The sequence below is a fragment of the Pseudomonas sp. GV071 genome (assembly GCF_003050835.1).
In the GTDB taxonomy this organism is placed as follows: Bacteria; Pseudomonadota; Gammaproteobacteria; order Pseudomonadales; family Pseudomonadaceae; genus Aquipseudomonas.
This window is the reverse complement of record NZ_QAOJ01000004.1, coordinates 283,828-299,183: the sequence shown is the minus strand read 5'-3', so window position 1 is coordinate 299,183 and position 15,356 is coordinate 283,828. Positions and strand designations below refer to the sequence as shown.

The following is a 15,356-nucleotide window of genomic DNA, read 5'->3' as shown; positions in this document are numbered from 1 at the left end:
ATTCGATCAACACTAGCTCCACACCAAGCAAAACAACTTCTCAAAACACCTTCTGGAGCAAACGTCATGAAAACCAACAAACTGATCCTCAGCCTGACCCTCTCTGTATTGGCCGCTAGCGCAGTAACCGTTCACGCCACCGACCTGTACCAACAACTGAATTCCCCGGTGGTCGCAGAAAGCGGTGCCGACCGCACCGGTGTTAACCGCGTAGCAGAAGGTGGTGCAGACCGTACTGGCGCTAACCGCGTAGCAGAAGGTGGTTCGGACCGTACTGGCGCCAACCGCGTAGCTGAAGGTGGTGCCGACCGCACTGGCGCTAACCGCGTAGCCGAAGGTGGTTCAGACCGCACTGGCGCCAACCGTGTAGCAGAAGGTGGTTCCGACCGTACTGGCGCTAACCGCGTAGCAGAAGGTGGTTCCGACCGCACTGGCGCCAACCGTGTAGCCGAAGGTGGTTCCGACCGCACTGGTGCCAACCGCGTAGCTGAAGGTGGTGCCGATCGCACTGGCGTCAACCATGTAGCCGAAGGTGGTGCTGATCGCGTAGGTACTAGCCGTATCAGCTGATTGCTGACGCAGTAAAAATCAAAGCCCGGCGGATGCCGGGCTTTTTGTTGTTTGAAGATCAACGGCATCGAGGCGTAGGTTGGGTTGAGCAAAGCGAAGCCCAACGATACAAAGAAGCCAGCCCCCCCGCTGCCAAGCAGAACACTTCAAAACTGCCACCATCACGTCCGAAAACCGCGCGGTGGCCAACCCCTTCGTATCGTTGGGCTTCGCCTTTGGCTCAACCCAACCTACGGCTTTTACACCCTGAACTGATTGATCAACCGCCGCTGTTGCTCGGCGAGTTTGGTCAACTCCGCACTGGCCTGACTGGCTTCATCTGCACCGCCTGCCACTTCCGCTGCCACCTGGCCGATGTTGGTGACGTTGCGGTTGATGTCCTCGGCCACCGCGCTTTGCTCTTCCGCGGCACTGGCGATCTGGGTGTTCATGTCGTTGATCACCGACACCGCCTCGGTAATCGCATCCAGCGCGCCGGCCGCGTCGGCAGCGTGACGCACGCTGTCGTCGGTCTTGCCCTGGCTGTCTTCCATGACCTTCACCACTTCGCGCGTGCCTTGTTGCAACTGCTGGATCATGGCCTGGATTTCTTCAGTGGCCTGCTGGGTTTTCTGCGCCAGGTTGCGCACCTCATCAGCTACTACGGCAAAACCACGACCCTGTTCTCCCGCCCGCGCCGCCTCAATGGCGGCGTTGAGCGCGAGCAGATTGGTCTGCTCGGCAATGCCGCGGATGGCGGTGAGGATGGCGTTGATGTTTTCGCTGTCCTTGGCCAGGTTTTGCACCACGGCCACGGCGCGACCGATTTCGGTGGCCAAGGATGCAATGGCCTGCGAAGTGTTGTTGACGATGCGCTTGCCTTCGTTGGCCGAGCGGTCGGCGGCATTGGCCGACTCCGCCGCCAGGGTGGCGTTGCGTGCCACGTCCTGGGCAGTGGCCGTCATTTCGTGCACGGCGGTGGCCACCTGATCGATCTCGACCATCTGCCGCTGCACCCCTTCGTTGGTGCGGATGGCAATGTCGGCGGTGTTTTCCGACGAGTCGCTGACCTTCTGCACCGAGCCGACCACATCGCGAATCATGTTCTGCAGCTTGTTGAGGAAGGTGTTGAAGCCATTGGCGATCTGCCCCAGTTCGTCGGCGCGGTCCACCTGCAAGCGTTTGGTCAGGTCGCCATCGCCCTTGGCGATGTCATCGAGCATCAGCACCATCTGCTTCAGCGGCCGGGCGATGCCGTAGCCCACCAGCCAGATCACCAGCAAACCGATACCGGCGATCACCAGGCCCACGACCGTCATGCCGAAAATATCGGTCTGGCGCTGGTCGTTGAGATCCTGATGCAGCTTGTTCAGCTCGGCGTAAACGGCCTTTTCCGGTAGTTGCAGCAGCAATGTCCAGCGGCTGTTGGTGTCGCCTACGGTGAAGGGCATCAGCAACTGGATCTGTCCACTGTCTTTATCGGTGCTGAACGTCGGTTGGCCCAAGGGCAGCGCCTTCAGGTCGCCAATGCCCGGCAACACCTGCGCGCTGGGTTCGCCGCGCTTGCTCGGGTCTTTGGTGAACGCCACCATGCGGCCATTGTTGGAGATCAGCCCCAACTCGCCAGCGCCGTCATACAGTTTGCTGTCGGCGCTGTTGAGCAGTTCCTGAATGAAGTCGACGGTCAGGTCGGCACCGACCACCCCACGGAACTGACCTTTGACCATCACGGGTACGTTGAACGAGGCGAGCATCACCATTTTGCCGGCCATTTCATACGGCGCCGGGTCGATGATGCAGGTCGCTTTGGTTTCCCGTGGGCACAGGTAATATTCGCCAGCTCGCACGCCAGTGGGCAGCAGCTTGGGGTTTTCCATGTCGCCGCCAAGGGCTTCTACCGTCAGGCTGCCGTCGGGCTTGCGGTACCACCAGGGCATGTAACGGCCGCTGTCGTCGTAGGCGTTTTCGGTTTGTCCGGCGTAACGGGCGTCATCTTCGCCAAAGGCATTGGGTTCCCAGCCGATGTAGGCATCCACCAGCTTGGGGTTTTTTTCTACGGTGCTGTGCAGAAGGTTGGTCAGTTGCTCGCGGGTGATGGCTAAGGCGGCTGCGCCCGTCGCATCGGTTTCGCCCATCAGGGCGTTGGTTTGCGCCAGGCTGGTGGCCACCACCAGGGGGTAATTCAATTCTTTCTGAATCTGGCTGATTTCACCCTGAGCCAGGGTGGTCAGGCGCTGTTTGATCATGTCTTCGAGCAGGCTCTGGGTACTGCTTTTCACCATGTCCTGAGTGCGCGCGCCGGCAAACAGGGAGTACAGCACCAGTGCCACAACCACGGCGAGCACGCTGGCGCCAGCCAACAGAGCCACGGAAAACTGGATGGATTTGAAGCGCATAGGAACCCCCACATCGAACTTGTTGGCAGCCGGTCCCTGGCGTATCGGCAGATACTTGCGAAAGCATTAACGCAGTGTTTTGTGTAGCAAAGATGGCCGATTGCCAGAGTGCAAGTAAGGTTGTTCCGCAAAGTGGGGCGAACTAGGATACGAGCCCTGTCATTGGAGGACCGGTATGAAGCATTCCTTTCGTTTGACCGCGCTGGCGGGTTGCCTGCTGCTCAGCGCCTGCCAAGCCGTCAACACCACCAGCGGCGATTCCGTGGGTGTCGGGCGCAAGCAATACATGTTCAGCATGCTGTCGACCCAAGAGGTCAACCAGATGTACGCGCAGTCCTATCAGCAGACCCTCAGCGAAGCCAAGGGCAAGGGCCAGTTGGACAAGAGCAGTGCCAATGCCAAGCGCGTCGATGCAGTGGCCAAACGCCTGATCGCCCAGGCACCGAAGCTGCGCCCGGACTCGGCGCAGTGGGCCTGGGAAGTCAACCTGGTCGACAGTGACGAAATGAACGCCAACTGCGGCCCGGGCGGCAAGATCATCGTCTACAGCGGCTTGATCGATAAGCTCAAACTCAGCGACGACGAGCTGGCGGCGGTGATGGGCCACGAAATCGCCCACGCTTTGCGCGAGCATGGCCGCGAAGCCATGTCCAAAGCCTACGGCATGGAAATCGCCAAGCAGGGCGCGGGTGCGTTGCTCGGGTTGGGTCAGGACAGCCTGGCGCTGGCTGACGCCGTGGCGGAGTACGGGATGACCTTGCCCAACAGCCGCGAGAACGAAAACGAAGCCGACCTGCTCGGCCTCGAACTCTCCGCCCGTGCTGGTTACAACCCGAATGCCGCTGTCACCCTGTGGCAGAAAATGGCCAAGGCCAGCGAAGGCGCGCCGCCGGAATTCATGAGTACCCACCCGGCCAGCAGCAGCCGGATTGCCTCGTTGCAGGCGGCAATTCCCAAGGTTGAGCCGTTGTATCAGCAGGCCAAGTCGAAGTAAGCCCGCAATTTGCGGCCCTTGTGGGAGGGGCTTGAGCCGCGACTGGCTGGACCTGAAAACGGTTTGTTTCGCATAGAGCAAAAGCTCGCGGCTAAAGCCCCTCCCACCAAGAGCCAGCCCTACGGCAGCGCCACTTCCGCAAAAGGCCGGGTGAGCAGATTGAGCTGGGCGCGGAAGCTTTCCATGTCGAAGATGGTGCACAGCTCTTCGATCTCGCCGCCGCAGGTGAGGGTCCAGCAGGCCATGGCCGAGATGCTCAGCACTTTGTCGCTGGCCGGGTAGCCGAGGGTGGGTTTTTCCAGGGTGCCGATCAAGGTACACCAGGTGAACACCTTGTTGCCTTCGGCGAGGATCTCTTCGACCACCACCACCAGGTCAGGCATGGCGTTGCGGATCTCCAGCACCATCAGGCCAAAGGCGGCGCTGTCGAGCGGGCGGCCGACGAACGAGCTTTTGTAGATAAAACTCTTGCTGTGCAGTTGTTCGGCGAGGGCGGTGCGACCTTTGTTCCAGGACAGGTCGATGTGGTGGCGAACCAGCCTTTTCATATCATCCAATGACATAGCGGCGCTCTGCGGTTTGCTGTGGGAAATTTCGCAGCAAACTGTGCCTGGCGCCGCCGTCATTCGGCATTGGCCGAAACGCCAGTTGGATGGCGTCAGATAAACGGCTTCTTCGGGTTTTCCGTTAGGTCCGAAATTCTGGATTCCGGCCTGCGCCGGAATGACGGTGATTTGTTCAGCGTCCACCGTCACCCCAGCGAAGGCCGGCCCAGAATTTTGCAGGCTTACACCATCCCGCTAGCCTGCAGCGCCTTGTAGATGGCGATACCCGCCAGAATGAAAAACGCTGTAGCGGCGAGGCGGCGAATCAAGGTCAGCGGCAATTTATCCGCGGCAAAATTACCCGCCAATACCACCGGCACGTTGGCCAGCAACATGCCCAGGGTGGTGCCGATAATCACCAGCCACAGTTCCGGGTACTGCGCGGCCAACATCACGGTAGCGATCTGGGTCTTGTCGCCGATCTCGGCGAGGAAGAACGCAATCAGCGTGGTGAGGAAGGGGCCGAAGCTTTTTGCTGTGGTGGTTTCGTCGTCGTCGATCTTGTCGGGCACCAGGGTCCAGAGCGCTGTAGCGGCAAAGCTCACGGCCAGAATCCAGTGCAGAACGACATCCGAGAACAGACCGCCAACCCAGGCGCCTACGGCACCCGCAGCAGCATGGTTGGCCAGCGTGGCGGCGACGATACCGGCGATGATCGGCCAGGGTTTGCGAAAGCGTGCCGCCAGAATCAAGGCGAGCAGCTGGGTTTTATCGCCAATTTCAGCCAAGGCGACAATACCGGTTGGAACGAGAAGGGAATCAAGCATCAGGCTTCCTCAGGGGCGGGTAGACACGGCTATGACACGAACTACTTCCCGCCCCGGGTAAGGAGTTACGTGTCATAGGTCTTGTCAAACCCCTGGGTCCGTCTGAGCGGACCTTGGGTCGCACGCGCCATGCTCTGTGGAGCAAGTATGTTGACGCGGGCCGGGCGAAACAGGGTGTGAAAACCCTGCTTGCGGGAGACTACTCCCCTAGGACGGGGCGGATTCTGCCCGAGTAATCTGTAAGCGGCAAGCCAAAATTAATGCCGTTTTGCCCGATAAATCCGAAACCCCTGGCCTTCTCCCAGCACCGCGCAGGGCCCCAGGTGCTCTTCGATAATCGGCGTGTATTTGAGAAAACTGTTGGCCACCAGGCGCAGCTCGCCTTTGTGTTCCAGGTGTTTTTTCGCCTGGCGCAACAGGTGTTCGGTGGCCTGGTAGTGGGTGTGCACGCCTTCGTGGAAGGGCGGGTTGGTGAGGATGCCCATGAGGTTTTTCGGCGCGGCGTCGATGCCGTCGCCAGTGATTACTTCGGCTTCCAACTGGTTGGCAGCCAGGGTCAGACGGCTGCTGGCGGCAGCAAACGCGTCGACGTCGAGCATCGTCACCTGGCTGTCGGGGTAGCGGCGTTTGAGCAGCGCACCGAGCACCCCGGCGCCGCAGCCGAAGTCGAGCAGATGGCCTGTGGGTAACTTGTCCAGGTGCTCGAGAAACAGCGCGGTACCGCGGTCCAGGCGACCGTGGCTGAATACGCCTGGCAGGCTGATAACGCTGAGCGTGCCATCGTCCAGCGGCAGTTCGTAGCGCTGCGCCAGGGCGTCGAGGTCCGGGGTTGCCGGAGCGTTTTCCACCGTCACTTGCCACAGCTGGCAGTGCCGCGCGCTGTCGAGTTTGCGCGGCTTGCCGAAGGGCTGCAGTTGTTTGGCCGCGCGTTCGATACCGGCGCGTTTTTCCCCCACCAGAAACAGCTCGCGACCGGCCAGGCGCGAGGCCAGAGCGTGCAACAGGTAGTCGGTGAGCTCGCGGGATTTGGGCAGAAACACCACGGCGCCATCGAAGGCTCGGTCACCCGGTTCCACACCAAAGTGGCAACGGTCCGGGAAGCGCGCATTGAGGTTGCCATGGTCGCCAGCGTGCCAGCTCCAGCCATGGGCGTTGGGCAATTGGCCGAGCAGGTCGTCGGCGGGCAGACCGGCCAACAGCAGGTTGCCGGTGAACAGCGCCTGTTGGCGCAGCAGCACTTCGCTTCGCGGGTCCATGGGTGCCTCCTAGAATCAGCGCTCGGGAAAAAAGCGGGGCAGCTTAGCCGACCTGCCGTCGCGGCGCACCGTCGAAGAACGCCGCAGCGTTCTCGGTCATTTGCGTCACGATGCGTTGCCGTGCTTCACGGGCGCCCCAGGCGCTGTGCGGGGTGATGATCAAGCGCGGTATGTCGTCGTCCAGCAGCGGATTACCGTCAACCGGCGGTTCCTGAATCAGTACGTCAGTCGCCGCGCCACCCAGATGCCCACGGCGCAGGGCGTCGGCCAGGGCCTGCTCGTTGACCAGCCCGCCGCGTGCAGTGTTGATCAGGTAGGCGGTGGGCTTCATCAGGTTCAATTGCGGCGTGTCGATCAGATCTTTGGTGTGTTCGTTGAGCGGGCAATGCAGGGTCAGGGCGTCCACTTGCGGCAGCAGTTCTGCCAGCGGCAAACGGTCGGGGCGGGCCGGGCGACCGGGAATCTGACCAAGCAGCACGCGCATGCCAAAGGCTTCTGCCAGCTTGGCCACCGCCCCTCCCAATTCGCCATGGCCGAGCAGGCCGAGGGTTTTGCCTTCCAGCTCGACGATGGGGAAATCCAGCAGGCAGAACTGCTTGGCCTGCTGCCACTTGCCCGCGCGAATCGCCTGTTGGTAATCGGGCAAACGGGTGGCCAGGGCCAGCAACAACATCAGTGTGTGCTGGGCTACCGAGGGGGTGCCGTAGCCTTGGCAGTTGCTCACCACCACGCCGTGTTCACGGGCGGCAGCGAGGTCGACATTGTTGGTGCCGGTGGCGGCGACCAGTACCAGTTTCAGCTGCGGGCACGCGGCGAAGGTGGCTGCCGTAATCGGCGCTTTGTTGGTGATCGCCACCGTGACGTCGCGCAGGCGTTCGGCAATCTGTTCGGGGGCGCTGCCGGCATGCAGGGTCAGTTCGTCAAAGGCCGCGTGCAGCGGGGCGAGGTCTAAGTCGCCGAGGTCAAGAGAGTCGTGATCGAGGAACACGGCGCGGCTGTGGTTGGTCATCAGCTGTACCTTTTTTGCAGTCGGGGGAGGGCGTATCGTTGCCAGCCTAACAGACTGCGGAGCGCCACTATGTACTGGACGGAGTTTCTTACCGTTGCCCTGATTCACCTGCTGGCGGTCGCCAGCCCCGGCCCGGATTTCGCCGTGGTGGTGCGCGAAAGTGTGGCCAATGGGCGCCGCGCCGGAACCTGGACAGCCTTGGGTGTGGGCTGCGCAATTTTCCTCCACGTCACCTATTCGTTGCTGGGCATCGGCCTGATCGTGTCGCAGTCGATCGTGCTGTTCAGCGCCCTTAAATGGCTGGCGGCGGCGTACCTGGTGTACATCGGCATCAAGGCCTTGCGTGCGCAGCCGGCGGTGGCGGGGGATGAGCAGCAGGTGCTCGTTGAACCGCAGCAACGTACAGCTCGTGGCGCCTTTGTCAGCGGTTTTATTACCAACGGCCTCAATCCCAAGGCCACGCTGTTTTTCCTTTCGCTGTTTACCGTGGTGATCAACCCACATACACCGTTGCTGGTGCAGGCCGGCTATGGCGTGTACCTGGCGGCGGCGACTGCGACCTGGTTCTGCATGGTGGCGTGGTTGTTCAGCCAGGAGCGCGTGCGCGCCGGCTTCTCACGCATGGGGCACTGGTTTGATCGGGCGATGGGGGTGGTGTTGGTGGGGTTGGGAGTCAAGGTGGCGTTGGCGCGGATGCCGTAAGTCTGCAGCTTTGTAGGAGCGGCATCGTTTATCTACAAAAAAGCCCGGCGTATTAGCCGGGCTTTTTCGTTTCTGGCGAAGGTTTACAGCAGCTCGATGGCCACTGCAGTCGCCTCACCACCACCAATGCACAACGACGCCACACCGCGTTTACCGCCGGTGTTTTTCAGGGCGTTGATCAGGGTGAGGATGATCCGCGAACCGGTGGAGCCCACCGGGTGGCCCTGGGCACAGGCGCCGCCGTAGACGTTGACCTTGGCGTGGTCCAAGCCGTGTTCACGCATGGCCAGCATGGTGACCATGGCGAAGGCTTCGTTGATTTCGAACAGGTCGACGTCGTTCTTGCTCCAGCCGGTTTTGGCGAACAGGTTGCTCATGGCGCCAATCGGGGCAATGGTGAACTCGCTCGGGTCCTGACTCTGGGTGGCGTGGCCGACGATCTTGGCCAGTGGCTTGAGGCCACGGCGAGCGGCTTCATCGCTGGTCATCAGGACCAGGGCGCTGGCGCCGTCGGAGATCGAGCTGGCGTTGGCGGCGGTGATGGTGCCGTCTTTGCGGAAGGCCGGCTTCAGGCCAGGAATCTTTTCCAGGTTGGCGTTCAGCGGCTGCTCGTCGTCTTTCACCACCACTTCGCCTTTACGGCTGGTAACGGTGACCGGCACGATTTCAGCGCTCAGCGAACCGTCGGCAATCGCCTTCTGCGCGCGCTTCAGCGACTCGATGGCGTAGGCGTCCATCTCTTCGCGGCTGATACCGTATTTGTCGGCGGTTTCCTGAGCAAACGAACCCATCAGGCGACCAGTGCGAGCATCTTCCAGGCCGTCGAGGAACATATGGTCCTTGATTTCGCCATGGCCCATGCGCAGGCCGGTGCGGGCTTTTTCCAGAATGTACGGGGCGTTGGACATGCTCTCCATGCCGCCTGCGACCATAACGCTGTTGGTGCCAGCCTTGAGCGCGTCGTGGGCGAGCATCACGGCTTTCATGCCGGAGCCGCAGAGCTTGTTGATGGTGGTGCAGCCGGTGGCACTCGGCAGGCCGGCGTTCAGGGAGGCTTGACGGGCCGGGCCTTGTTTGAGGCCGGCGGGCAGTACGCAACCCATGATCACTTCTTGTACATCGGCGGCATCGATACCGGCGCGTTGTACCGCTTCACGGATCGCCACGGCGCCGAGGTCGACGGCAGGCACACTGGAAAGGCTGCCCTGGAAACCACCCATGGGGGTGCGGGCGCCGCTGACGATAACGATGTCGTTCATTTCGCTGTCCTCTTGTTCTTCTGGTACATGTAGTGCGGCCGCTGAATACCGGCCGATGGAGCCGATTCTACCTCGTGACTAAAAGTGGCCAAAGAGTCACGTCGAAATCATTCTTTTGGTTGATTTATGAGGGCGCGCACCGCTCTAGAGTGCGCTTATAAGACCGCGTGAAACGCAGCGAACGCAGTAGTTTCACTTCATTAGGCCGTGTGTATAGGTGTCCCCATGCTGCAAACCCGCGTAATCCAACCCGCTGACAACGCGTACCAAGCGCCGCTGTTGATCAAACGCTTGCTGTTGTCAGGTAGTCGCTACGAGAAAACCCGGGAGATCGTTTACCGCGACCTGGTGCGTTACAGCTACCTGACTTTCAATGAGCGCGTGGCCCGTCTGGCCAACGTGCTCAACAACGCCGGGGTGAAGGCTGGTGACACCGTCGCCGTGATGGATTGGGACAGCCACCGCTACCTCGAATGCATGTTCGCCGTGCCTATGATCGGCGCGGTGCTGCACACCATCAATATCCGCCTGTCTCCGGAACAGATTCTGTACACCATGAACCACGCCGACGACCGCGTGGTGCTGGTCAACAGCGAATTCCTGCCGATTTACCAAGGCATTAAAGGTGCGCTGACCACCGTCGAGAAAACCATCCTGCTCACCGACGGCGCGGACAAAACGGCCGATCTGCCAGGCCTGGTGGGCGAGTACGAACAACTGCTTGCTGCTGCCAGCCCGCAGTACGATTTCCCCGACTTCGACGAGAACTCGGTGGCCACCACCTTCTACACCACCGGCACCACCGGTAACCCCAAGGGCGTGTACTTCACCCACCGCCAACTGGTGCTGCACACCATGGGCATGGCCAGCATGATGGGCGCGGTGCACACGCCGCGGCTGATGGCCAACGACGATGTGTATATGCCGATCACCCCGATGTTCCACGTGCATGCCTGGGGTGTGCCGTACGTGGCCACCATGCTGGGTATCAAGCAGGTGTACCCGGGCCGTTACGACCCTGAATTGTTGGTGGGCTTATGGAAAAAAGAGAAGGTCACTTTCTCCCATTGCGTACCGACCATTCTACAAATGGTGATGAACGCCAAAGCCGCCCAGGACGTGAACTTCAGCGGCTGGAAAATCATCATCGGCGGCAGCTCGCTGAACCGCTCCTTGTACGAAGCAGCCAAGGCGCGCGGCATTCATCTGACCGCAGCCTATGGCATGTCGGAAACCTGCCCGATGATTTCCTGCGCCCATATGAACGACGAGTTGCTCGCCGGCAGCGAAGACGAGCGCACCACCTACAAGATCAAAGCTGGCGTGCCGGTGCCGTTGGTGGAAGCGGCGATCATTGATGCCGACGGCAATTTCCTGCCCGCTGATGGCGAATCCCAGGGTGAGCTGGTGCTGCGAGCGCCGTGGCTGACTCAAGGGTATTTCCGCGAACCGCAGAAGAGTGAAGAACTGTGGGAAGGCGGCTGGTTGCACACCGGCGACGTGGCCACCCTGGACAACATGGGCTTTATCGATATTCGCGACCGGATCAAGGACGTGATCAAAACCGGCGGCGAGTGGATCTCCTCCCTCGAGCTCGAAGACCTGGTCAGCCGGCACCCCGGCGTGCGCGAAGTGGCGGTGGTGGGAATTCCCGACCCGCAGTGGGGCGAGCGCCCGTTTGCTTTGCTGGTGGCCCGCGATGGACACAGCCTCGACGCGAAGAGCCTGAAGGAACACCTCAAGCCATTCGTGGAGCAGGGGCTGCTGAGCAAGTGGGCGATCCCTTCGCAAATTGCCCTTGTTACCGAAATTCCCAAGACCAGCGTCGGCAAGCTGGATAAGAAACGTATTCGCCTGGATATCGCTCAATGGCAGGAGGCCGGCAGCGCCTTTTTGTCCACTCTGTAACTGTAACGGGCCGTATACAGCGCATACGGCCCGCTCCCCAAGCAAGCGCTTGGCCCCTCAAGCGCTGGCCTTGCGCCACTTGTAGCCCTTTGTACCCCTTCTGAAACCGCCGAAACCTGCATTCCAGAGTGGTTGGCGCGTTCAAATCACACTTTAGATGGATCATTTCGTACGACCTTGTACCTATAGTCGCTGCCATCCATAACAAAAAAACAAACATGGAGTAGCGTCGATGACAACAACAAGAACGTTCTGGCGCCGGGCAAAACTGCCACTGGCCGTCAGCCTCGCCACCACCCTCGCCACACCCGCATTTGCAGTTTCTTTTAACGTCGGTGAAATCGAAGGCTCGTTCGACTCGTCGCTGTCGGTGGGCGCGAGCTGGTCTACTACCGGGCCTGATAAAGATCTGATCGGGGTGAACAACGGCGGCGATAGCCTGTCGCAAACCTCTGATGATGCGCACTTGAATTATAAGAGCGGTCAGACGTTCTCGAAGATCTTCAAAGGTATCCATGACCTTGAGCTGAAATACGGCGACACCGGCGTATTCGTGCGTGGCAAGTATTGGTATGACTTCGAACAGAAAGATGAAGATCGCGAGTTCAAGCAAATCGACGATCACAACCGTAAGGAAGGTGCTCAGGCTTCCGGTGCACAAATCCTCGACGCCTTTGTCTATCACAACTACCAAGTAGCTGATCAGCCGGGCTCCGTGCGTTTGGGTAAGCAGGTTGTGAGCTGGGGTGAAAGTACTTTTATCCAGAACGGTATCAACTCCATCAACCCGATCGACGTCTCCGCTTTCCGCCGCCCAGGCGCAGAAATTAAAGAAGGTTTGATCCCGGTAAATATGTTCTTCGTGCAGCAAAGTCTGACCGAAAATCTGTCGGCTGAAGCCTTCTATCAACTGGAGTGGGATCAGACCGTTGCCGACAACTGCGGCACCTTCTTCGCACAGGCTGACGTAGTTGCCGACGGTTGCGATAACAACCTTGCTGTTCTGCGCACCGAGAACGCCGTGCGCGCTGCCGCCACTCAGGCAGGTGTTAACGCCCTGCGCGCTCAAGGTGTGACTTGGGGAGATCCGGATGAGGGCGTAATCGTTCCGCGTGGCGGCGACCGTGATGCCCGCGATAGCGGCCAATGGGGTACGGCGTTCCGTTACTTCTCGGACGCTCTGGACACTGAGTTCGGCGCCTACTTCATGAATTACCACAGCCGAGCACCGGTATTCAGCGGTCATGGCGCACCTGCTGCCGCCTACCGTGCCAACACGCTGGGGCCTTTGGCTGCACTTACACCATTGCGTGTAGCGGGTAACTCCGAGTACTTCATGGAGTACCCGGAAGACATCCGCCTCTACGGCCTGAGCTTCTCCACAACTCTCCCCACCGGTACCGCTTGGAGTGGTGAGTTGAGTTATCGTCCAAACGCGCCAGTACAAATCAACACTACCGATATTCTTTACGGCGGTCTGACTCCTCTGGGCAATTCAGCCTATAACCCTGCTGCCGCTGGATTCCTGTTGTTCAACAGCGCTTCGATTTTGAAAGGAACGCCGGGTGAAGATCTGCACGGTTATAACCGTAAAGAAATCACTCAATTGCAAACTACCTTCACGCAGTTCTTTGATCAGGTGATGGGCGCCGAGCGTCTGACCTTGGTTGGTGAAATTGGCGTGAGCCATATCGGTGGCCTGGAAAGCACCTCGAAGGTTCGCTATGGCCGTGACCCGAGCTATGGTCCTGGCGAGTTGCCAAACAATGCTTGCCGCTTGCTCAACACCAGTACGCTCGGTAGCCCTAACGCCAAGAACGTCAGCGAAAACTGCAATAACGACGGGTTCGCTACCGCCACATCTTGGGGCTACCGTGCTCGTGCAATCTGGGACTACAACAGCGTATTCGCTGGTATCAACCTGAAACCGAACGTTGCCTGGTCGCATGATGTGAATGGTTACGGTGCCAACGGTGTGTTCAACGAAGGCGCTAAAGCAATCAGCGTCGGCCTGGATGCTGAATACCAAAACACCTACACCGCAAGCGTTGCCTACACCAACTTCTTCGGTGGCGACTACAACACCCTGGTTGACCGCGACTTCGCCGCACTCAGCTTCGGCGTGAACTTCTAAGCAGACAGCAACTTTGAGGAAGGTATGACGATGAAAATAACAAAGAGTCTGCTCAACACTGGCGCTGCCCTGGCACTGTCGCTGTTGGCTACTAGCGTGATGGCGGCCGTTTCGGCCGAGGAAGCTGCCAAGCTCGGTACTACCCTGACCCCGGTTGGCGCAGAAATGGCCGGCAACGCCGATGGCAGCATTCCTGCCTGGACTGGTGGCCTGCCAAAGAACGCCGGCACCGCTGACAGCAAGGGCTTTCTGAGCGACCCGTTCGCCAGTGAAAAACCGCTGTTCACCATCACCGCGCAGAACGTCGAGCAGTACAAAGCCAAGCTCACCCCTGGCCAGTACGCGATGTTCAAACGCTACCCGGAAACCTACAAGATTCCGGTGTACACCACTCACCGTACCGCTACCGTGCCGGCTGACGTGCAAGCGGCGGTGAAGAAAAACGCCGTAAACACCAAGCTGGTTCAAGGTGGCAACGGTCTGGAGAACTTCGAGACCGCCTATCCGTTCCCGATTCCGAAGGACGGTGTGGAAGCGATTTGGAACCAGATCACCCGTTATCGCGGCGGTAGCCTGCGTCGTCTGGTCACCCAGGCCACGCCTCAGGCCAACGGTTCCTACTCGCTGGTGTACTTCCAGGATCAGTTCACTTTCCGCGCCAACCTGACCGACTACGACGCCAGCAAGCCAAGCAACATCCTGTTCTACTTCAAGCAACAGGTGACTGCACCGTCGCGTCTGGCCGGTAACGTACTGCTGGTGCACGAGACCCTCGACCAGGTTAAAGAGCCGCGCCTGGCGTGGATCTACAACGCCGGTCAGCGTCGTGTGCGTCGCGCTCCGCAAGTGTCGTATGACGGCCCAGGTACCGCAGCCGATGGCCTGCGTACCTCGGACAACTTCGACATGTACAACGGTGCGCCAGATCGTTACGACTGGAAGCTCGAAGGCAAAAAAGAGATCTACATTCCGTACAACAACTACCGCCTCGATTCGCCGAACCTGAAGTACGCGGACATCATCAAGGCCGGTCACATCAACCAGGACCTGACCCGTTACGAGTTGCACCGGGTATGGCACGTAGTCGGCACCCTGAAAGCCGGCGAGCGCCACATCTATGCCAAACGTGACTTCTACCTGGACGAAGACACCTGGCAGGTTTCCGAAGGCGACCACTACGACGGCCGTGGCACCCTGTGGCGCGTAGCCGAGGCCCATGCCGAGTACTACTACGACAAGCAAGTGCCGTGGTACACCCTGGAAACCCTGTATGACCTGCTCTCCGGCCGCTACATCGCCCTGGGCATGAAAAACGAAGAGAAACAGGCTTACGATTTCGACTTCAAAGCGTCCGAGTCTGACTACACCCCAGCTGCTCTGCGTCAATCCGGCGTTCGGTAAGCGTTAGCGCCATAAAAGAACCGGCCTCAGGGCCGGTTTTTTTATGGCTGATCGAGCGGCTGCGCGTCGGCGATGCTACGTTGCGTCCTCGCTTTTAATGCTCACGTACTGGAGTACGATGCGCTTAAAAGCTGCGGGGCGCCTTGCCTCACCTAGCTCGCTCTGGACTGGTATTGCGGCTGATATCGCTCAGAGCATCGCGGCTGAACGCGATTGGTCTGGTTTTGTAGGAAAAACCGCTGTCTTGCCGGGTTAATGCTTCAAATGCGCCGTTCAAGGGGCTAGGCTGCAAAACGTCCGAGCATCGGCTGCCCGCTCTAACTGCGCGAGCCTGCCCACGGAGTGAACCGCGATGGATTTTTGCTACGCGACGTCA

Annotated in this window: 12 protein-coding genes and 1 riboswitch; of the genes, 6 read left to right on the top strand and 6 right to left on the bottom strand. The window is 59.8% G+C overall.

The window, feature by feature from the left end; all coding sequences use genetic code 11:
• Positions 1-66 precede the first annotated feature (66 nt).
• Positions 67-570 carry a phage infection protein gene (locus C8K61_RS10105; protein ID WP_108096116.1) on the top strand — a complete coding sequence of 168 codons (504 nt, stop codon included), beginning with the start codon at positions 67-69 and terminating at the stop codon, positions 568-570.
• Between the two features lie 239 nt (positions 571-809).
• Here C8K61_RS10105 and C8K61_RS10100 read toward each other — a convergent pair whose 3' ends face one another.
• Positions 810-2,945, bottom strand: a complete 2,136-nt coding sequence (locus C8K61_RS10100; RefSeq protein ID WP_108096115.1) for a methyl-accepting chemotaxis protein — start codon at positions 2,943-2,945, stop codon at positions 810-812.
• 175 nt (positions 2,946-3,120) lie between these two features.
• Between C8K61_RS10100 and C8K61_RS10095 the strand changes: the two genes are divergently transcribed.
• A complete protein-coding gene (locus C8K61_RS10095; protein WP_108096114.1) occupies positions 3,121-3,939 on the top strand; it encodes a M48 family metallopeptidase in 819 nt (272 codons plus the stop codon).
• 119 nt (positions 3,940-4,058) lie between these two features.
• On the opposite strand, the gene C8K61_RS10090 is transcribed toward C8K61_RS10095, so the two are convergent.
• From C8K61_RS10090 to C8K61_RS10075, 4 genes are all read right to left on the bottom strand, one after another.
• Positions 4,059-4,502 carry a ketosteroid isomerase-related protein gene (locus C8K61_RS10090; protein WP_108096113.1) on the bottom strand — a complete coding sequence of 148 codons (444 nt, stop codon included), beginning with the start codon at positions 4,500-4,502 and terminating at the stop codon, positions 4,059-4,061.
• A gap of 224 nt (positions 4,503-4,726) precedes the next feature.
• Positions 4,727-5,311: a TMEM165/GDT1 family protein gene (locus C8K61_RS10085; protein ID WP_108096112.1), complete on the bottom strand. Its 585-nt coding sequence runs from the start codon at positions 5,309-5,311 to the stop codon at positions 4,727-4,729.
• A gap of 20 nt (positions 5,312-5,331) precedes the next feature.
• A riboswitch (yybP-ykoY riboswitch) is annotated at positions 5,332-5,531 on the bottom strand.
• 37 nt (positions 5,532-5,568) lie between these two features.
• Positions 5,569-6,567, bottom strand: coding sequence for a class I SAM-dependent methyltransferase (locus C8K61_RS10080; RefSeq protein ID WP_108096111.1), 999 nt, complete (start codon positions 6,565-6,567; stop codon positions 5,569-5,571).
• A 43-nt stretch (positions 6,568-6,610) separates the two neighbouring features.
• Complete coding sequence (locus tag C8K61_RS10075; RefSeq protein WP_108096110.1) at positions 6,611-7,576, bottom strand: 2-hydroxyacid dehydrogenase; 966 nt, start codon at positions 7,574-7,576, stop codon at positions 6,611-6,613.
• A gap of 69 nt (positions 7,577-7,645) precedes the next feature.
• Between C8K61_RS10075 and C8K61_RS10070 the strand changes: the two genes are divergently transcribed.
• On the top strand, positions 7,646-8,278 hold the full coding sequence (locus tag C8K61_RS10070) for a LysE family translocator (RefSeq protein ID WP_108096109.1): 633 nt from the start codon (positions 7,646-7,648) through the stop codon (positions 8,276-8,278).
• 83 nt (positions 8,279-8,361) lie between these two features.
• Here C8K61_RS10070 and C8K61_RS10065 read toward each other — a convergent pair whose 3' ends face one another.
• Entirely contained in the window at positions 8,362-9,537 is a 1,176-nt protein-coding gene (locus C8K61_RS10065) for an acetyl-CoA C-acyltransferase (protein WP_108096108.1), read from the bottom strand.
• A 225-nt stretch (positions 9,538-9,762) separates the two neighbouring features.
• On the opposite strand from C8K61_RS10065, the gene C8K61_RS10060 reads away from it, so the two are divergent.
• The 3 genes from C8K61_RS10060 to C8K61_RS10050 all read left to right on the top strand — a co-directional run bounded on the left by C8K61_RS10060 (position 9,763) and on the right by C8K61_RS10050 (position 14,980).
• On the top strand, positions 9,763-11,445 hold the full coding sequence (locus C8K61_RS10060) for a fatty acid--CoA ligase (RefSeq protein ID WP_108096107.1): 1,683 nt from the start codon (positions 9,763-9,765) through the stop codon (positions 11,443-11,445).
• 232 nt (positions 11,446-11,677) lie between these two features.
• A complete protein-coding gene (locus tag C8K61_RS10055; RefSeq protein WP_108096106.1) occupies positions 11,678-13,579 on the top strand; it encodes a DUF1302 domain-containing protein in 1,902 nt (633 codons plus the stop codon).
• A gap of 30 nt (positions 13,580-13,609) precedes the next feature.
• Positions 13,610-14,980, top strand: coding sequence for a DUF1329 domain-containing protein (locus C8K61_RS10050; protein ID WP_108096105.1), 1,371 nt, complete (start codon positions 13,610-13,612; stop codon positions 14,978-14,980).
• The last annotated feature ends 376 nt before the right edge of the window (positions 14,981-15,356 follow it).

Excerpts from the sequence above, each read along its gene's own strand:
- C8K61_RS10100 (WP_108096115.1), bottom strand. The coding sequence starts at position 2,945 with ATGCGCTTCAAATCCATCCAGTTTTCCGTGGCTCTGTTGGCTGGCGCC.
- C8K61_RS10105 (WP_108096116.1), top strand. The coding sequence starts at position 67 with ATGAAAACCAACAAACTGATCCTCAGCCTGACCCTCTCTGTATTGGCC.
- C8K61_RS10050 (WP_108096105.1), top strand. The coding sequence starts at position 13,610 with ATGAAAATAACAAAGAGTCTGCTCAACACTGGCGCTGCCCTGGCACTG.
- C8K61_RS10090 (WP_108096113.1), bottom strand. The coding sequence starts at position 4,502 with ATGTCATTGGATGATATGAAAAGGCTGGTTCGCCACCACATCGACCTG.
- C8K61_RS10065 (WP_108096108.1), bottom strand. The coding sequence starts at position 9,537 with ATGAACGACATCGTTATCGTCAGCGGCGCCCGCACCCCCATGGGTGGT.
- C8K61_RS10075 (WP_108096110.1), bottom strand. The coding sequence starts at position 7,576 with ATGACCAACCACAGCCGCGCCGTGTTCCTCGATCACGACTCTCTTGAC.
- C8K61_RS10060 (WP_108096107.1), top strand. The coding sequence starts at position 9,763 with ATGCTGCAAACCCGCGTAATCCAACCCGCTGACAACGCGTACCAAGCG.
- C8K61_RS10095 (WP_108096114.1), top strand. The coding sequence starts at position 3,121 with ATGAAGCATTCCTTTCGTTTGACCGCGCTGGCGGGTTGCCTGCTGCTC.
- C8K61_RS10085 (WP_108096112.1), bottom strand. The coding sequence starts at position 5,311 with ATGCTTGATTCCCTTCTCGTTCCAACCGGTATTGTCGCCTTGGCTGAA.
- C8K61_RS10055 (WP_108096106.1), top strand. The coding sequence starts at position 11,678 with ATGACAACAACAAGAACGTTCTGGCGCCGGGCAAAACTGCCACTGGCC.
- C8K61_RS10080 (WP_108096111.1), bottom strand. The coding sequence starts at position 6,567 with ATGGACCCGCGAAGCGAAGTGCTGCTGCGCCAACAGGCGCTGTTCACC.
- C8K61_RS10070 (WP_108096109.1), top strand. The coding sequence starts at position 7,646 with ATGTACTGGACGGAGTTTCTTACCGTTGCCCTGATTCACCTGCTGGCG.